14 protein-coding genes are annotated in these 18,159 nt (G+C 49.5%); 7 read left to right on the top strand and 7 right to left on the bottom strand.

Going from position 1 to position 18,159, the window contains the following annotated elements; genetic code table 11:
• Positions 1–126 precede the first annotated feature (126 nt).
• The gene (locus DESTI_RS11850; RefSeq protein WP_014810198.1) at positions 127–693 is read left to right on the top strand and encodes a cob(I)yrinic acid a,c-diamide adenosyltransferase; all 567 of its coding nucleotides are present in this window, start codon (positions 127–129) and stop codon (positions 691–693) included.
• A gap of 72 nt (positions 694–765) precedes the next feature.
• On the opposite strand, the gene DESTI_RS11845 is transcribed toward DESTI_RS11850, so the two are convergent.
• From DESTI_RS11845 to DESTI_RS28785, 4 genes are all read right to left on the bottom strand, one after another.
• The gene (locus DESTI_RS11845; RefSeq protein ID WP_041286167.1) at positions 766–1,221 is read right to left on the bottom strand and encodes a hypothetical protein; all 456 of its coding nucleotides are present in this window, start codon (positions 1,219–1,221) and stop codon (positions 766–768) included.
• A 127-nt stretch (positions 1,222–1,348) separates the two neighbouring features.
• Complete coding sequence (locus DESTI_RS11840) at positions 1,349–2,359, bottom strand: trypsin-like peptidase domain-containing protein (RefSeq protein ID WP_014810197.1); 1,011 nt, start codon at positions 2,357–2,359, stop codon at positions 1,349–1,351.
• Between the two features lie 10 nt (positions 2,360–2,369).
• Positions 2,370–5,579, bottom strand: a complete 3,210-nt coding sequence (locus tag DESTI_RS11835; RefSeq protein WP_014810196.1) for an AAA family ATPase — start codon at positions 5,577–5,579, stop codon at positions 2,370–2,372.
• Between the two features lie 28 nt (positions 5,580–5,607).
• Positions 5,608–6,858 (bottom strand): metallophosphoesterase family protein, encoded by a 1,251-nt coding sequence (locus tag DESTI_RS28785; protein WP_014810195.1) that lies wholly within the window; start codon positions 6,856–6,858, stop codon positions 5,608–5,610.
• Positions 6,859–7,137: 279 nt separating this feature from the next.
• On the opposite strand from DESTI_RS28785, the gene DESTI_RS11825 reads away from it, so the two are divergent.
• Together DESTI_RS11825 and DESTI_RS11820 are read left to right on the top strand one after the other, a co-directional pair.
• On the top strand, positions 7,138–8,334 hold the full coding sequence (locus DESTI_RS11825; RefSeq protein ID WP_014810194.1) for a lipocalin-like domain-containing protein: 1,197 nt from the start codon (positions 7,138–7,140) through the stop codon (positions 8,332–8,334).
• Between the two features lie 455 nt (positions 8,335–8,789).
• A complete protein-coding gene (locus tag DESTI_RS11820) occupies positions 8,790–10,250 on the top strand; it encodes an MFS transporter (RefSeq protein WP_014810193.1) in 1,461 nt (486 codons plus the stop codon).
• Between the two features lie 584 nt (positions 10,251–10,834).
• Here the strand turns inward: DESTI_RS11820 and DESTI_RS28780 are convergent.
• Together DESTI_RS28780 and DESTI_RS28775 are read right to left on the bottom strand one after the other, a co-directional pair.
• Entirely contained in the window at positions 10,835–12,127 is a 1,293-nt protein-coding gene (locus DESTI_RS28780) for a zf-HC2 domain-containing protein (protein WP_014810191.1), read from the bottom strand.
• Positions 12,124–12,750 carry an RNA polymerase sigma factor gene (locus DESTI_RS28775; RefSeq protein WP_157212148.1) on the bottom strand — a complete coding sequence of 209 codons (627 nt, stop codon included), beginning with the start codon at positions 12,748–12,750 and terminating at the stop codon, positions 12,124–12,126. The genes DESTI_RS28780 and DESTI_RS28775 overlap by 4 nt, the downstream gene beginning before the upstream one ends.
• 566 nt (positions 12,751–13,316) lie before the next feature.
• On the opposite strand from DESTI_RS28775, the gene DESTI_RS11810 reads away from it, so the two are divergent.
• Entirely contained in the window at positions 13,317–13,715 is a 399-nt protein-coding gene (locus DESTI_RS11810; protein ID WP_211213779.1) for a DinB family protein, read from the top strand.
• A 138-nt stretch (positions 13,716–13,853) separates the two neighbouring features.
• Here the strand turns inward: DESTI_RS11810 and ku are convergent, their stop codons facing one another.
• A complete protein-coding gene (gene ku, locus DESTI_RS11805) occupies positions 13,854–14,681 on the bottom strand; it encodes a non-homologous end joining protein Ku (protein WP_014810189.1) in 828 nt (275 codons plus the stop codon).
• A 400-nt stretch (positions 14,682–15,081) separates the two neighbouring features.
• Here ku and DESTI_RS11800 point away from each other — a divergent pair, with 400 nt between their 5' ends.
• From DESTI_RS11800 to DESTI_RS11790, 3 genes are all read left to right on the top strand, one after another.
• A complete protein-coding gene (locus DESTI_RS11800; RefSeq protein ID WP_014810188.1) occupies positions 15,082–16,221 on the top strand; it encodes a thermonuclease family protein in 1,140 nt (379 codons plus the stop codon).
• 77 nt (positions 16,222–16,298) lie between these two features.
• A complete protein-coding gene (locus DESTI_RS11795) occupies positions 16,299–17,141 on the top strand; it encodes a hypothetical protein (protein WP_041286166.1) in 843 nt (280 codons plus the stop codon).
• Positions 17,142–17,233: 92 nt separating this feature from the next.
• Entirely contained in the window at positions 17,234–18,139 is a 906-nt protein-coding gene (locus tag DESTI_RS11790) for a DMT family transporter (RefSeq protein ID WP_014810186.1), read from the top strand.
• Positions 18,140–18,159 lie beyond the last annotated feature (20 nt).

Genomic DNA, 18,159 nt, shown 5'->3' with positions numbered 1-18,159 from the left:
TGCGAAATGGCATGAGTCGATTCGATCTCCTTCAACTCCAAAGAAGCGAGTCTCGCCTCTTTCCATTTTTTGCTCCTTTGAACCGGCAACAATACATTTACTATGATAGATGAAATGGAGGGGCAAATGGTCACACCCGAGCTACAAAAGCTGGAACCGAAAGTACACGTTGGTTTGATCGTCGTGATAACCGGATACGGCAAAGGAAAAACAACATCAGCCCTGGGAATCGTTCTGAGGTCAGTAGGACATGGACTTAGAGTCTGTGTGATTCAGTTCATGAAAGGCGATATATTTGCCGGAGAAATTGAAGCCTTGAAACGCCTGGCACCACAGGTTGAACATCATCTGACCGGAAAAGGTTTTTGCGGGATTCAAGGTAATCCGTATCCTCATGCGGAACATCGCGAGAATGCGCAATATGCGATTTCATTAGCTAAAGAGAGGATGCTCTCAGGTCTGTTCGATGTTCTCATATGTGATGAAATAAATAATGCTTTAAAACTCAAGCTGGTGGATCTGGATCAGGTTCTCGACTTGATTGAGAGCAAACCGCCATCTCTTCACCTGGTTCTTACCGGAAGAGACGCTCATCCTGAAGTGCTGCAGCGCAGCAATACAGTGTCCGAAGTGAGAGAGATAAAACATGCGTATCGGGAGGGAATTGAGCCGCAGAAGGGAATAGATTTCTGATATCTGCATCGAAATCGACAAAAAATGCGCCGGGTCGGAGAAAACCTTTCTCCGGACCCGTTCGCAATACCGTCATTTTGCAGCCGACCGCATGTCTTTCTCTGCTGCCAATCGCAGAATGACAGTGTTGTCGCGAACCTCTACTATATGATTCGAATCCACGGTTTTGGACAGCGGGGTCAACTGGAGACCGTGTTGCTGATTAAATGTCTCGATGCATTTATCCCTGCCTATAATTTCCCGCATCTGCAAACCGATTTCGACGAGCACGCCGGCCTTGTCGAAACGGTATGTGGCGTAGCGGAACAAATCATGTCCGCGGATAATTTCTCCAACCTCATCTCCCATATCTTCGAAGGAGAAATGGGTAGGATTCTTCCGCAGTAACTCGACAACCTGAGCTTTGTTCATACCGAGTTTAATGTCCCTGAACGAATCGGGAACTTTGGCTTCTGAATGAGCCACGCCGACCATCATCGCAAAGCATACGACCATAGCCGCGGCCAAACAGGCCGTCTTCTTGTTCATAAAAACCTCCGATTGGGGAACAATTGCCTAATAATACTATTTTAATTCAAAATAGAAAAGGGAAATTTACTCTCGGCCTCAAAACTTCAGTCCGGAGCACGCCCAAATCTTCTCCTAAAGAAGCGGGTCATGGAAGACTCTGCTCAGCTCGGTTACCACGCAATACGTTCTCTGTAGGTTCACCCTTGAGACTTCCCGAACGGAGAAACCTGTCAAAGAAGTCCACATGGTCCGCAGAGGAATCCAATTGAGCCGGTCTCGTTCCTTTCTGTTTTCCCGGATCGAGCTTACCTGCCATAGAAGGTTCAAGAATTCTCTTCACGATGTTGATTGGAATGGCAAAACCGATACCCATGCTACCGCCGCTGCGGGAAAGTATGGCTGTGTTCATTCCAATGACCTGACCTTCTATGTTCACAAGAGGACCTCCGGAATTGCCAGGATTGATTGCTGCATCGGTTTGTATGAAGTCCTCATAATCGAGGATGCCCATTTCTCTCCGTCCCGTGGCACTCACGATACCGGATGTAACGGTTTTCATGAGTCCGAAAGGATTCCCTATAGCCAGGACCCAATCGCCGACCTGGAGAGTCCGAGAATCACCCAATTGTGCGGAAGGAAAACCTCTTCCATCGATCTTTATGACTGCCACGTCCGTCTTGCTGTCGGCTCCGATTACGCGCGCTTTGTACTTTTTGTCCGATTCCAGGGTCACGACAATCTGATCTGCAGAGCCGATTACGTGACGGTTTGTTAGAATGTACCCTCGCGGGTCGAAAATGAAGCCTGAAGCCATCCCTTGCTGGCGATATTGTTTTCCGGGATTCGGTGTTCCGAAGAATCTCCTGAAAAGCTCATCTTTGAACAGATCGCGGAAAGGATGATTCTCAAAAAAGGGATCCAGACTTGAATCCAATTGGTTACTCGCCACGTTTCGTACCGCGGAAACGTTAACCACTGCCGGTTTTGCGGCTTTCACCACCGTTCTGAAAGCTTCCTGAAGGTCTCTCAGTCCGTTGCGGTTGACAGTTTGAGCACCTGCTTTCGGCTGGATCGATGGTAAAAATATTAAGAATACGACAGCCATAACGATCGGAAGCATTATGGGCGTCAAAAAAGAGCGCGTATTCGAGAGCATAGTGAATCCTTTACTCCAGTTTCTTATCCAGTGATTTCTGCGCGACTCGTTCGGGAAAAAGTGCTGCAACCGACGGGTGACAGGTGAAAAACAGCACCTGTATTCCTGAGTCTTCCGAAAACTTCGCGAGTTCCATAGCAGTCAGCCCGGCACGAAAAAAATCGAAATTCACGAGAACATCGTCCATGATCAGGGGTAGAACGTATTTATCGCTCCGGTAGAGTTCCAGATCTGACAATCTCAACGCCAGATACAACTGCTCCAGAGTGCCCCGACTGAGGAATTCCTCATCAATCCAGGTTCCGTTTTCACGTTCGACCTTCATTTTAGTTCCTTCCAGTGGCATGATCACTCGTTGGAACTTGTTACCGGTAATACTCCTTAAGATCTCTGATGCACGTTCGAGCATTTTCGGCTGCTTCTCCAATTCGTACACGCGCAGACTTCTTTCCAAAAGAGTATGTGCGATTCTGGTCGTTATCAAGGCCTTTACGTCTTCATGAATCCGCGCTGACAACTCTTGTTTTTCGGCAAGAAGCACATCTGTTTCATTCTCGGCCTCAAGTGCTGCTATTCTCGCGCCGATACTACCGATCCGTTCCAGAAGCGCTTCCGATTCCATTCTGGCGTTATCGATCTCACCTCTCAAGTGTGCGGCCTGCTTCTTCCGAGAAGAAAAGTCCAGTACAGAGTAAAAACTATGCATAGCCTCCCGGTCGGCGAATTTCATGCTTTTTGTCAGCCGATCCGTGATGGTGTCCAACTGACCGGATATTTTGACGAACTGTTCAAAGTGAAGATGTTGTTTCCTGAAGGCTTCCTCGTCAGCAACTCCTGCAGCAGCAAATAGTCGCTCCATAGTTTGACGGGAATGAGCGATCCGGGAGTTTAATACATCCATGCGGGTCCTGAGATCCTGTGCTTTTTCTTCCCACCCTTTCTTCTGCAAGAGTAGTTCTCTCACGCTGCGCTCTTCCGATTCCCACAGGGCGAGAGTCTGCAGTGGATCTTCGTTCACGTGCCTGCCCATCAAATTCGCCAAATCGAGGATCTCCTGAAGAAATGCCTGCCATCGCGTTTGTATGCGTTCCAGATCCTCGGATTCTCGATGAGCCTGCTCGTTTGCTTCGCCGATCTTCCTGAGGTTTCTCACAAAGTCAATGGCGATTTCCGCTGATAATTCGGGACCTAATCCACATTCTGCAATGAAGATTTTCCAATTCTCGTCATGCTTTGTCAATTCCTGCAATTCTTCCGATAAGAGCGCTTCCAATTTGGCGCGACTCGTGTTCTGGATTTCCAATTCCGCAAGATCGTTGCCAAGAGAAGTCTTTAAGAATTGAGACCTGAGGAAAGCACTTTCTGAAGCAATGGAACGTTGCTCTGCCCTCTCGATTTCTTCGAGACTCACTGACGGTGTGTCGAGCACCTCCCGGGCAGTGTCGCGGATTCTCCGTTTGATCGAGTCGATTTCCTGAAGATAGGTGCGGCGTCTTTTTTCAGTGTCCGTCAGACGAGAAGTGACAAAGTGCGATTTCCGAATGAGCAATTCACGTTGATTCTGTATGCGCATGTTTCTCGCTCTCTCTTCTTTCATACGCCAGGCGAAGAGCATTGGAGCGATGAGAAGAGCCGCCGTTCCGGCAAATCCATGCATCCAACCGGAACCGTTCATAATTGAGGACAGGAGAATTCCGCCGCTAATTGCGAGCGTTGCGACGGCGATCATCCAAAAAACCGGCGTAGATATGGAACGAGGATTTTGTAGCTCCAATCCTTGCAGGTTTTGCGATAATTCGATTTTTTCCTGGATCAGCGCATCCAATACGCGTTGTTCATCCTGGGATCTATGGGCAAGCTCGCTCATTTTCTGAAAATAATTCTTGCACTGGTACAGCTTCGCACGGTCTTTCTGCGTCAGGTACCCTGCGCTTTCACCAAGTAACAATTGCAGTTCGCTTTTCTTGGCAGAGATTTTTTCTTCCAGAGATTCCGAAATATCCTGAGTGGATGCAATCCGATTCTCGAAATCTCGGATACGTTCCCGCTGATCCTGATACGTATCGACAAAGGACTGAATTTCCTGCTCCAGCGAAAGAGGAAGCTTTAGTCCGCGGATGCGTTCCGCATCCCAGCCATGCCCGAGACCGTTAATTTCCTGCGCACGTCGGGCACGAGATCGTTCCGCGAGTAAGAGCCCCTGATCTATTTCATCCGGAACATTGGCCAGAGTTGCAGCCTTGCGTGACAACGCGAGAATCTTGTCTGCGTGCTCGAGAATATTTGAATCTATTGCAATCGCTTCCAGTTGTCTCTCGAGATGCTGTAATTGTGCTTCTCCTTCGCTGCGCTCCTGATCGGCTTCTTCGTATTTCTGGAGAGCGCTTTCATAACGCGGTATCCCGTCGATCGGAAAACGTTGGGCGGCCTCAACTTCCGCTCGTTTGCGTTCCAAAGACACGAGCTGCTCCCAGTCAGATTCAAAACGTAAAACATCCTCCAGTTCGGACATTTGGGATTCCGCGCATCTGATGACCTCTGCCAGTTCCTGGCGTCTTTGTCCTGCTTCTTCCAGTTCCCTGTTCAATGTTGCACATTCTGCGGGACGTTCCTGCAGGTGCCGGAGCCTGATGTTGATCTCCCCTACGCGCGATTGGTTTTTCCACAATGAATCCCTGCCGCCAGTCGGCTTCTTCCACAACGCGCGGGAGCGTTCATTGAGTTTTTCCAGAATACTCAACGGGTTGATCCGTGGCGACCCCAGGGCAGCAGTGATAATTCTGCTCCGTAAGGCCTCTCGATCGAGTTGACGCATTTGGTCAAGGTCGAAAGCAAACAGATTTTCGTATCCATATTTCCGAAAACCGCTCGGTGAGAAGGGCACCATGAAAGGATCGACATGAGCACCGTTTCTGTCCGTTATAGACAGCTCACCCTCTTTCAGCCCATGTTTCTCATTGCGGGAAATTCTCAGAACACCTGCCTGTGGGTCATTGACAACGAGGAATCCACTCCGAAAATTGCTGTTCATAGCTTCATATGGATTCCCTCGGTAATTCCTTTTTCTAAATCCAAAAAATACCGATTGAACGAATTCCATGAGCGTGGTTTTCCCAGCTTCATTCCGTCCTACAATGACCGTGAGCCCAGGTTTCAGGTCTGACACGCGAATCCGGGACAGTGCTCCAAAATGTTCGATTACTATTTCTTGAATCCACATAGTTTTGGTCGATCAAACAGTCGAACGGTTAATCCGCGGTTTCGGAAATCATGGTGAGCACCAGTGCAACGGCCTGATTCATGAACTCGGATGCAACCTCGGGATGCTGATTCCAACGCTCCGGATGCAGCAGATCTCTGTAGTATTCCTGATTTACTTTGACCAGTTCATTCCGAATCTGATGCACGAACTTCCGCGTCTCTTCAGGGTCGTCCAGAATACGTTTTGCCTGGTTTTGGAGATCTCTCGGAAGTCCGTCAGCCCGGGTCAACGAATCGGCTTGCGAGTATGTATTATCCACGAATCGGGATGGAAACGCAGGCACAGGCAGGGCACTGACGCGCTCGCGAACCACATAGCGAAACTCCTCGTCTTGAAGCAGACCTTGAATATTAAGCTGCGGAATCGAGCCCACGAAACGGATTTCCGCTACGAGGGCTTCGAGCGTGTTCCGGTCTGAAACCAGTGCAGAGCAACCCTGCTCAATGGCTTCAAGCACGTCTTCCGGATTCGAGCAGTCGCTGACATCCACATTCAGATACTCCCATCGTACTGCTGCTGTGGGGAGAAATTCGGTTTCTATGTGCCCTCTTTCCAGGTCAATGAGAAAGCATCCTCTGGGACCGCTTTCATTCCTGTGTGCTCCTTGAGACGACCCCGAATACAAGACCAGGGGATTTTCCATGACCGTCGTAGGAGTATGGACATGGCCGAGACACCACATGTCCATACCCGAAGCCCTTAAATCTCCCGGTGAGCACGGAGCGTAGTCATCGTGATCGGAAGCGCCGGATACATTCGTATGCAATAGGCCGACAGCCAGTTCCTGGCCGGGATCTCTCCGAATTGCAGCGACCAGATTCTCCTTAACCGCTGGAACCGGAAAACTTGCCCCGTATATTACTGCTCCCGGGACAATCTCCTTTTGCTCGGGATCGGCTCCGAACAGAATCAAGCCCGGAAGAGATCTGAGTGATTCGGGAAAAGTCTGAAGTGGATCATGATTTCCCAGAACCGCATAAACGGGGATTCCAGCGTCTCTCAGTCGCTCCAGTCCTTGCCGAAAAGCCACTCGAGGACGAAGTGAAGCATTGGATGCGTCAAAGATGTCTCCCCCAAGTGTAAGAAAATCAGCCTTATGTTTAACTGCATGGTCGATTATGTTGTTCCACGCGGAGTAACCGGCCTGGAGGAACAATTGTCCCAACTCGGGACTGGATCTGGTGAGTCCGTAAAACTGTCTCCCAAGATGAATGTCTGCGGCATGGATGAATCTCATTGCGAAACCGTTGGCCCTGTTTTCGGGAGTCTCTCGTAATACAAATGTGCGTTCAAAGAAGTAACGTCTAGCAAATCCGGTCCCGGCATGTCTCCGAAGCGAAGTCAGAAGGAGATTTGCCGGACCGGCAAAATAACGGGTTTCTCAATATTCCTTCTATGAAAGCACTTTGGTATAACGCATCTCACAGTTCATGCACATGAAAGCAACACGGCACAGGAACTCCCCGATTCGACGGCTTCTATACCACAGAGCGGCTTTTGCAGGGAGAAAATTCAGTTGAACTCCGGCGGAGTCGCAATTCGATCCGGGCGGTATATTTTCAAATCGTATGAACATGAGGTATTGAATATTGAACGTATTCGAAAGGCCTGTGCCGTGATTCGCACTTCTGCATTATTCTTGATAGTCGCTTCTCTGTTTTGGAGCTTGGCTGTTGCTGCTGGTGATACCGGTTTCAAGAGCGCTGTCCCCAATAGAGTGTTCAGCTTCCCGAAAGATCATGGAAAACATCCCGAATTCAAGACCGAGTGGTGGTATTTCACGGGAAACCTCGCAACCGCCGATAAAAGAGAGTTCGGATTTCAGCTCACCTTTTTTCGTCGCGGTTTGACAGCAGAAACAAAGCGCCGATCTCAATGGGCTGTTACAGATGTTTACCCTGCACATTTCGCCATCACCAAAGTGGATTCCAAAGAATTCTTCCATAGCGAGCTGATTTCACGTGAGGGACCGGGACTTGCCCGCGCATCCGAGAGCCACTTGGACGTGCGTGTACGCGATTGGAACGTCAAAGCCGATTCATCCGGAATGCGGTTGTTCGCAGAAGAAGGCGAATACCGCCTGGACTTGTTACTTTCTCAAGAAAAGCCGACTGTCTTGCACGGCAAAGACGGGTACAGTCTTAAAGGAGATTCAGAAAGCCAGGCTTCATACTATTATTCTCTTACACGATTGAAGGCTGGGGGACACATTACGTTCAAGGGCTCAACGTATGAGGTGAGCGGACTCGCATGGATGGATCATGAATTCGGCTCGAGTATTCTTCTCGCTGATCAGACTGGATGGGATTGGTTCAGTATACAAATGGATGACGGCACGGAACTCATGGCGTTTCATATGCGCAAAGCAGATGGAACGACAGAGCGGCCGTTCGGCACTTTTGTTCCGGTCCAGGGCGAGCCGATGCATTTGTCCGGTGAACAGATTGTCATTAAGCCATCGAGCACCTGGAAAAGTCCCAGAACAGGCGCAGTGTACCCTGCGCGCTGGTCCATCGAGATTCCGGAGCTGGGCCTGAATTTGGAAATAGAGCCCTTCATACCGGACCAGGAACTCGCTGCAATTCGGTCCACCGGGGTGGTCTACTGGGAAGGTGCAGTCCGGGTGAAAGGAACGAAGAAAGGAAGCGAAATTGCCGGAAAGGGATATGTTGAGCTTACCGGGTACGCGGGATCTCTCGGCAGTAAAATATAGTATGACAATTTTGTATACCCATTGACAGACATGACAACGAGAATAGATTGTTGTTTCAGCAGCTTGAGGACCCAGTTTTTACGTAAGAAAGCTATTGACATGGACAGAATACTCATGTACCTGATGATATGCGGCGGAGGTGAGACTACATGGAAGTATTATTTGCCGTATCAATTACAGCAGCCGTTTTGTGGCTCGCTTTCGGGGACAAGAGAGACTGGTCCGGAATGTAAGACTACTGCTCGAGTTCCGAAAAAAAGGCCGGAAGAGTTGATTAACATCTCTTCCGGCTTTTCCATTTCTTATAGAGGAAATCTCCCGCTTTAAAGCGATCCCGGGAATGGGAATCTACCAATGTTTCGGTAACGATTCCAGACCGATCCGGTTCCCGGAATCCAGATCCTGAATGTAGGTTCAGCCGCGGGAGATTACATTTTGGTAGGAAAGAGAATTAGATGACAGATAATTCAAAAAGTGAAGGGACGGCCCCATCAGACCAAGCCCCTGACGCGAAACTAAAAAACTCAGTCCTGTTCGTAACTATAGTCAGCTCGTTTGTAACTCCATTCATGGCGTCATCCATAACGGTGGCACTTCCGGCCATACAAAACGATCTCCATATGGACGCAGTTCTGCTTGCATGGATTGCCACGGCATACCTACTCTCCTGCGCCGTGTTTCTCGTCCCCTTCGGCAAAATCGCGGACATTTACGGCAGAAAACGCATTTTTATATCCGGTATGTTGATTTTCACACTGTTCTCGGTCTTGTGCGGACTTGCTCCCAATCCTGCAACTCTGTTGGCCTTCAGGATTATCCAGGGAATTGGGACATCCATGATATTCACGACGGGAATGGCAATTCTCACTTCGGCAATACGGCCTCAGGAAAGAGGAAAAGCGATCGGACTGACTGTGGCTGCTGTTTACATAGGGCTCTCCGTAGGACCTGTAATCGGAGGATTCCTGACACAGTATCTCACATGGAGAAGCGTATTCTTTTTCGCAGGCATTCTCGGAGTTCCGAGCGTATATCTTTCAATCTGGAAATTGAAAACAGAATGGTACGGAGCGCGTGGGGAAAAACTCGATGTATTTGGATCGGTACTCTATGCCATAGCTCTGACCTTGCTCATGCTCGGGCTCTCCACAATTCCGGACGTAACAGGCGTTCTCGAGCTTGTCTCAGGTCTCGTTCTGTTCTTTGTGTTTGTTCGATGGGAACAGCGTTCACGGTGGCCGGTTTTTGAGTTGAGTCTCTTTACGAATAACAGAGGATTCGCCTTTTCCAGTCTGGCAGCACTCATTAATTATAGCGCAACATTCATGGTGACTTTTCTTCTCAGTCTTTACCTTCAGTACATAAAAGGGCTTGACCCGCGACAGGCCGGATTCGTCCTCATCTTTCAGCCGGTCACCATGGCAGTGCTTTCGCCGTTTGCAGGGAGGCTCTCGGATAAGGTGGCTCCCCGGATTGTGGCTTCCTCTGGCATGGCCATTTCTGCTGCCGGGCTTTTCGGGATGATCTTTCTCGGAGACCAAACGTCAATAGCATACATTATCGCCAATCTCGTATTGCTTGGTTCGGGATTTGCGCTGTTTTCCTCTCCTAACATGAACGCGATCATGAGCTCCGTGGAACCGCGATTCTATGGACTTGCGTCTGGAGCTGTCTCTTCCATGAGGCTGCTCGGGCAGATGACGAGCATGGGCATCACGACTATGATCTTCTCGATCTTTATCGGGAGAGTAAAGATAACCGATGCTTATCATAGAGAATTCCTGACCAGTATTGAAATTGCATTTGTGATTTCCGTAATCCTGTGCTTGGCAGGAATATTTGCGTCACTCGCCAGAGGAGAAATACAGACAGTTCAAGAAAAACCTGGAGATACGTCCGCTAATGCAACCCGGTGAAAAGTCGTGTCTCCCGATCCGCAGGGTAAAGCTTTTTCCCTTTGAAATCATAAAAAGATAATCTAATTCAAGTAATTAGCTAATCTGTCTCATGTAAAATTGGCGTTTTTCAATTGACTTGGAGCGCTCGTGGCGGTATGCTGACAACTCCCTCTCATCGATTGCTCCATTTTTATTCGGAGCAAGAGACAATGACCGTGAGAGTCCGTTACTTAACGGATGCGACTACGCTTGTATCGCTACTCGGTCTTACCCGCGTGTGGCCGTTTACTCCAACCCGGGAGATTTGGCCATGCAAGATCATGAGACGAAGACGGTCACCATTTGGATGTGGCCGTTTTCATGTTCTGGCAAGAGGTTCCCGTTTTATAAGAATTGCCAAAATCAGTGTCCGATTGAAGATTAGGAATATTGGTGGGTGCCGTGCCTCCGTGCCGGCACATCTTCAATATGATCAATGATATCGATAAAATGGGCCGGCAGGGACGCCGATCCCCACTAGTAGCTTGTATTGGAGTATAGGATAAACGTCAGAATTTTTGGCAATCCCATAATCGATCCTTCAAATTCCGGAGGAAACGACACTATTTTTGTAGATCCTTGCAGAACCGAACAAGCGAATCGATAACAATATAGATCCTCTTCGGAAGTTCTTCTTTGCCTACATGATACTCCATGACGGTTTTCAAGGGATCTTTTTCATTCGCAGATTCATCGAACAGCTTTGCATCGATGTCAAATTCTTCTGCCCGCTCGAGAAGCCGAATATGTACTCGATAGTGAGGGATGCCCGATGTGGATACAGCGTCACCTTCGACCGCAGTCTGCTTCTCTTGCTCCGGTACCTGCCGTGATTGAAACTGTGAAAGAGGGATTTGCCTGCCCTCAGAATCGGTAATCACGATGCGCACGACGACGCCGTCCGTTTTCTCGAGCAATTCAGGAGATCGGCTCATCAAATCGGCGCTCCCCCTTTTTTTCGTAAAACGCCTCGTATCCAACTGATGGAGTCTTTCTTTCAGTTCCTCTGCAGTTGCGGGCGCTTCCTTCGGGGGTGCTTGAGCATGTAACTCTCCATAAGGCTGTTGGGCTGGTGTTGCTTCTCGGGCAGCCTTTCCCTCGCCCTGTAATTTCAACCCGACTGACGATTTAGGCGAACCTTCCCGAGACTGAACTGCAGGCCCGGCGCTTTCCGGTGCTGCACGCGACTCGTCGTGGAGTTGGTTCGAAGCCGGTTTAGGAGCGGCTGGCAAAGCTTGTGGTGTCGGAGCCGATTCTCCGATGCCGGGAGCAGGCGGATGTCCTTGAAGCGGCGCGAGAGTCCTGAGTGTGTTTTCGTGAAGGTGCTGCCACAAAGGAATTATGAGAACTGCCAGCAATAATGCCGCGGCAGCGGAACCCAGCGCAAGTGCAGGAATCGTAAACAAGCGTGAGAAGATCTCTCTGACCGATTCGCTCCAGATCTTCGGGACTTCTGCACCCACAGATGGGATTCGTTTCAATCTTGCATCCTCGAGAGCCTGCGGCAACGGAACCGTTTCCGTCACCGCCTTTTTCAAACCGTGCATTTGACGGTAAGTTTCTACAGTTTTTCGGCATTCTGAGCAGGAATCGACGTGACGGGAAATGCTTGCTTCCGGATCGTTTCCCTTAACGGCGTATCTGTAAAGCGCCTCTTCTCCAGGATGAAAACTCTCGGGATACTCTCTGAGCAGTGCATCCACGCGTTTGATTGCATGCAGTTCCTGCATACAAACTGGACACGTATCAATGTGCCGCAGCAGTTCCCCTTCAGTAGCAGGATCCAGATCGCCTTCGATGTAAGCCAATAATTGAGAAGATTCCCATCCCTGTGGGCATGTTACGGATTCGGTCATTTCTCGAGGTCCTCCATGGAAGCGACCTTTCCATAGTGTGTGGACAGCGCTGACAAACATCTGGCTACCTGGACGCGTAAAGTAGCTTCTTTGGTCCCTAGCAATGCTGAAATCTCCTGATACGAAAGCCCCTGATCGTAGCGAAAGCCGAGGAGTTTTTTGCATGCTTCGGAAATCGCGTCCAACGCGAATCTCAAGAACTTCATCTCTTCGGCCCGAATGAGCAGCGTCTCCTGATTCTCCGCGGAAGCTGAGGAACACAATCCGTGGTGTAAGTCTCCATTTTGAGAAATATCCACGTGCCGGTTACGGTTTGGTCCCCCTCGTTTGAAGGCTGTTGCCCGGCGAAACCCGCTTATCGCGACGCGGCGCGCTATTTCCATAATAAATGCTTCAAGTGACTTCTCTTCGTCAAAACTCCGTAACGCCTTGAAAAGTTGTATGAATACCTCTTGCGATAAATCTTCGAGTTCGTCCGAAGGGGCAAAACGCCTGACCGCGCAATGCACAAGCGGCAAATAACGCGAATAAAACTCCTGCCAGGAGTCCCTGTCTCCGCGATTGCAGGCATTTACGAGATCACGTACATCCGAACCGGCGCCGCTCACTTCATATTTCTCCAAGGCCTTGAATCCTTTCATTGTATGAGGTAGCCGACCGGGTTGCCACCAGAAAGATTCAAGGCATTTCAAATAATATTTCGCGAATCAGACGGAAGCGTTACGGGGTATTTTTTACAGCTAACCAAGATATAACTGATGTGATTTAGATATGTTATATCTATTTCTTAAAGTATTTTCTTGACTTTTAAAGGTGCTTCTCCTATAGTCCGGGCTGTGAGGGCGTGATTCGGCGAGAGCCGATGGCCCTTGCAGCTTTTGACCTCTAACCTGGATGGACACCCTCCCTCCCCCATAACCCCCCCATCCAGGGCTCAGAGGTCCTTTCCATCATCGGGTCATTTTTTAGGCCCATCTACTACTCTCTTTCTACGGCGGCTGTTCAGCCGCCGTTTTCGCGTCTCAACAACCTGTGCAACGATCTCCTGTTGCATCCTGCAGGCGGGCACGATACGATTCAGGCGCGGGAGAAGAATGATGCATGACATACCAGACCTGTTGGATGGGCTGAGACGAACCCCGACAATACTATCTGAATTCGTCAGAGCCATACCGGAAGCAAACTGCATTTGCGAAGAGGTCATGGGTTTTGGACAATTGCCGAACATGTCAGCCACCTGGCTGAAGTCCAAGCAATGCTGTTTGAGCGGTTTCAGCGATTCATAGATGAAACTCACCCGGAGTTTGTCCCGTACATTCCCAAGGATGACCAGGATGCTTCCAATACCCCTCTGGTCATGAATATGGATGCTGCATTGGAGCGGTTCGCACTGTACCGCCATAAACAGCTCGATCTCCTTGAAGGTGCCGATAACTCAATATGGCAGAAGACAGCAATACACCCGGAATATGAGAGCTATTCTTTGTACATTCTGGTGAGACACGTCCTGATGCATGATTACTGGCACATGTACAGGATGGAGGAACTTTGGCTGACCAGAGATGCCTATCTGACAAAGTTGGAATAGCAGAAGACTGGTTGCGGATTTGCATTCAAAGAGAGAAGATCTGGGAAACACTGTTCTTATAAGAAGGGTTTCCCAGATCTTCTCTCTTTGAAATATTACCTTGATTGTTCCGGGCAGCCGCGCTCGGGCTGCTCGCATCTAACTTGCCCTGCTCTGTCTTTTTCTCGGCTGTTTGAATTCCTTCTTTTTCTTGCCTGCCCTGGCCAGGCTTTCCTCCAGGGCTGCCATAAGATTGATGACTCGACCTTCGGCTTCGGTTGGAGGAGCTTCGGTTATGATCTCTTCTCCCTCGATCTTCTTCTGTATGAGCTCCTGGAGACGTCCGGAATATTCATCGGAATATTTTCCCGGTTCGAACTTTTCGGAAAGCGAATCGATCAACTGCTGAGCCATCTTCAGTTCACGCTCATCCACGGGAACCGGTTTGGGCATGCCTTCCAATTGCTCGGCCAGAATGACCTCATTTGTAAACCGCATGGTTTCCAGACAGATGACATTTCCCAGAGGTCGCAGAGCGGCAAGATACTCTTTGTTTCGCATCACGAACTTTGCGATGGCTACTTTTCCGGCCTTCACCATTGCATTCACCAGAAGTTGATAGGCCTTGGCTGCTCGTTCTTCCGGCAAGAGATAGTAGGGCTTGTCATAATAGATCGGATCTATGGAAACGAGATCCACGAACTCGCTTATTTCTATGGTTCTGCCGGTTTTGGGCGCGGCTGCATCCAGCTCTTTGTCGGAAAGGATTACGTACTGGTCGGGCGCAATCTCGTATCCTTTAACGAGTTCGTCCCGGGGAACCTCTTTGTCGGTCTGAGGACAGTACAGTTTCTGCCTGACTCGACACTGGGTTTTCTCATGGATCTGATGAAAATGGATATCCACACTCTTCGTCGCAGAAACCATCTTTATCGGAATATTCACCAATCCAAAGCTGATAGATCCGCTCCACATTGCTCTGGGCATTTCCCTACTCCACTCTTGCTCAATTTCCTTATTTCAAATCGTCAGGCGTAACGAGAAATATGCAGTTAATTTGTAATACTGCCTGCGATCTTACTACGTTTCTCTGAGAACTTCTTTTATTTAGGACAATGAAGAATGGCCGCTGTTGCATGACGCAGAGAAGCAAAGTTTTCTTTTTTTCTTTCGATGCAATGAATAACCGAGTCTCTCCGGATTACGGAAGGAGTTCCGAGAAACGCCATAATCCAATTGACTCGAAGGAGAGTGCTGAATAGTATCTGGCAGCGAACGTCGAATCTTACCTGTGACCGCTCTCGTTTCCACGACAAGACAGAAACGAAGATCCGGCATAGGACGGTTCAAAATGGTTGAAGTGTTGCATCGTTGAAGGAAAGAGCTGTTGGATTATATTCTTGGATACCTGCTCGCAGCAGCCAGGTGGCTCCTCATTGTGATTCTCACCTTTGTCAGCCCTGAGGAGTTTGCTTCCTGGGAAGGGACTGTCATCAAGATCGTGAGACCGGATGAAGTGAGAGTCAAAAGACCCAATGGAGACGAGGTAAACGTTCGCCTGTACGGAATCGACTGCCCTCTTCTGGAATCCGGCCAACCCTTTGCGAAAGAGGCGATGCAGTTTGCAACAGACTTGCTTCAGGGCAAGGAAGTCACCGTACAGCCGTTGCCCGGACGTGTAGAGGGAAGCTGGTATTACCCCTCAATACGTGCGTATGACGATCTCCACTGGGAGCGAGGCACGGTGAAATACACGCGTGTCATAGGATTGGTTTATCTGGATGGAAAATCCGTGAGCGAAGAGTTTCTCGAACGAGGCATGGCATGGTGGTATAAACCATTCGTTCCTTTCGAGCGCGGGTACAAGCACCTGGAAGACACTGCCAGAGAGAACAAAACAGGATTGTGGGCACACGCAGATGCTGTTCCACCCTGGGAATTTCAGCAAACGCCAATCACTGAAAAGGCAGACCGCGACCGGGAACCCGTTCATCCATGGGTGACAAGGTCCGGTTCAATTGCCGGAATGAACCAAGGCAATGAGCGAAAAGGAATTGCTGGACTTTCCCGGAAGGAGGATCAGAGCTCGACAGAGCAGTCATCCCCGATTCCTGGACCTGAGCCCCGGGAACCGGAGCATCCTTTGGCTCCATCTACCGAACAAAAGAATGATAATGTTCCCCAAAGAGCAACTCATTCGGAACCTACAGAAACAAAAGCTATGCCTGAATCACCGGCCGATCCGGTCCGGACACAGCCTGATCCACCCTGTCATAAGATGCTCGGGAATCTGAAAAGCTTGGCGGCTCAGAAAGAAACGCAGACCAGATCCACATTGGAACAGACGCTTGGTCCCGCGATCAAAACCTGTACAACAGAATCCGGCCTGGTGCTTTGTTTCAGATGCTCGATTGTAGGACGCAAGAGTGCAACAATAGAGGTGCTTCTTGAATCGGAAGAGTCTCGATTAACCTATCGTTATAATGCATGTCAATGTGAGAGGTTCTCAGCCGGGGCGCACGAATGAGAAGACCCCAAACCGTACAATGTCCGCAATGTGGATGGGAACAGCCTTCTGGACCGGAATGTCCACGATGCGGCGTAGTGTTTTCGAAAATTCAGGGCAAACTGCATGAACCTCCGGCGGTCAACTGTGAGGATGACGAATGGGATTCTGACGAGCCAGATTTGCTGGAGCCGCGTACACTCGATAGGGACGGTTGGATCATGCTCCTGGTCGGGCCCACAGTCGCTCTTCTGGCTTTTCTCCTGTTCTGGCCGCGGTGGATACTTTCCGTGTTCGGCACGCTCGTACATGAAATGGGGCATGCCATCTTCGGTTGGACGTTCGGCTATCCTTCACTCCCCGCTTTCGACCTCATCTGGGGAGGCGGAGTAACGGTGCATGTCGACCGCTCGCCCATATTGCTCGTTGTCATCTACTTTTTGTTGGCAGGACTGATATTCTTCTTCAGGCGCAATACGGCGGCAGTGATCTGCATTGCGGTAATAGCGGCAGTGCACATCTTTTGCACACTCACCAAGTACCATGTACTGATAATGGTCGCCATGGGGCATGGTACTGAACTGCTGATTGGCGGGCTTTTCATCTATAGATCGTTGAGCGGTCGAGCAATCATCCATTATGCCGAAAGACCTCTTTATGCCGTTATCGGTTTTTTCATGGTATTCTCCAATCTTGCCATGTCGTACCGTCTCATGACGAGCTGGTACGAGCGAGGAGCGTATGCAGGCGCCAAAGGGTCTCACATGGAGATGGACTTCGTCCGCATAGCCAGAGATCTCCTGAATTGGAAGCTCTCATCGGTTGCTCTGCTCTTTTTCATTCTTGCGGTTGTGACTCCCATTGCGGCGTACTTGGCTTTTCGTTATGAGCGTTATATACACTCTGCCTTGGCCAAGCTCTTGAGAGCCGAGACTGATTAATCCACAGCATTTTTGAATTGAAGCTCAATATATTGTAATCTCTCGCGATTTTTGACCGACATCTAACTATCGGTATGAAGTAGGTCCGCATTATGTCATCACTTACCCAAACCAGGCACATTCCGCTCAGCGGCGTCTTGCTCCTCGTGCTCATGAGCTTTCTGTGGGGCGGCAACATGATAGCCATAAAAATAAGTAATCAGGGGATACCACCTATCATGGCAGCCGCGGTTCGGTCGGTGTTTGCTTCCCTGTTCTTGTGGATGTTTATGCGGTTGCTGGGAGAAGATCCATTTTTTCCGCGCCGGCATCTCATGCATGGCGTGGCCATAGGATCCCTGTTCGGTCTGGAATTCTTGCTGCTTTACTGGGGGACGGCATATACGGACGCGTCTCGTGCAATCATCATCTTGTATACTCATCCGTTTTGGGTGGCTCTTGGCGCTCACCTTCTGATTCCTGAAGATCGGCTCACTTTTGCGAAAACAGCAGGTCTGATACTGGCGTTTTTCGGAGTTGTATCGGTCTTCGGTTCTCGACCGAATGTATATAACGCGAATGCCTGGGTGGGCGATCTCATGGAGATCGGTGCAGGTGCATTGTGGGCTGCCACTACGATTTACATAAAACGATTCGTTTTAAGCACGGAAGCTACACATTATCAGACTCTTTTTGCTCAATTGTTCTTCTCCATTCCCGTGCTTGTGGGAGGGTCCTTGCTTCTCGAGTGGGGCAGACCCTTGCATTTTCCATCACAGGTTTTGATTTCACTCTTTTACCAGGTGGTGATTATCGCAACGATCAGCTATGTCCTGTGGTTCTGGATGATACACCGGTATCAAGTAAGCAGATTGGCAGCGTTCACGTTTCTCGCGCCATTATTCGGCGTACTGTTGAGCTGGTTGATGCTCGGAGAATCCCTTTCTCCGTTGCTATTGCTGGGCCTTTCATTGGTAGCAATAGGAATCTATCTGGTAAACAGGCCTGAGACAGGGTGATATAGGGCGATATTATGAAA

The sequence above is a fragment of the Desulfomonile tiedjei DSM 6799 genome, assembly GCF_000266945.1.
In the GTDB taxonomy this organism is placed as follows: domain Bacteria; phylum Desulfobacterota; class Desulfomonilia; order Desulfomonilales; family Desulfomonilaceae; genus Desulfomonile; species Desulfomonile tiedjei.
The sequence above is the reverse complement of the archived record's forward strand: the minus strand, read 5'-3'. Positions and strand labels throughout refer to the sequence as shown.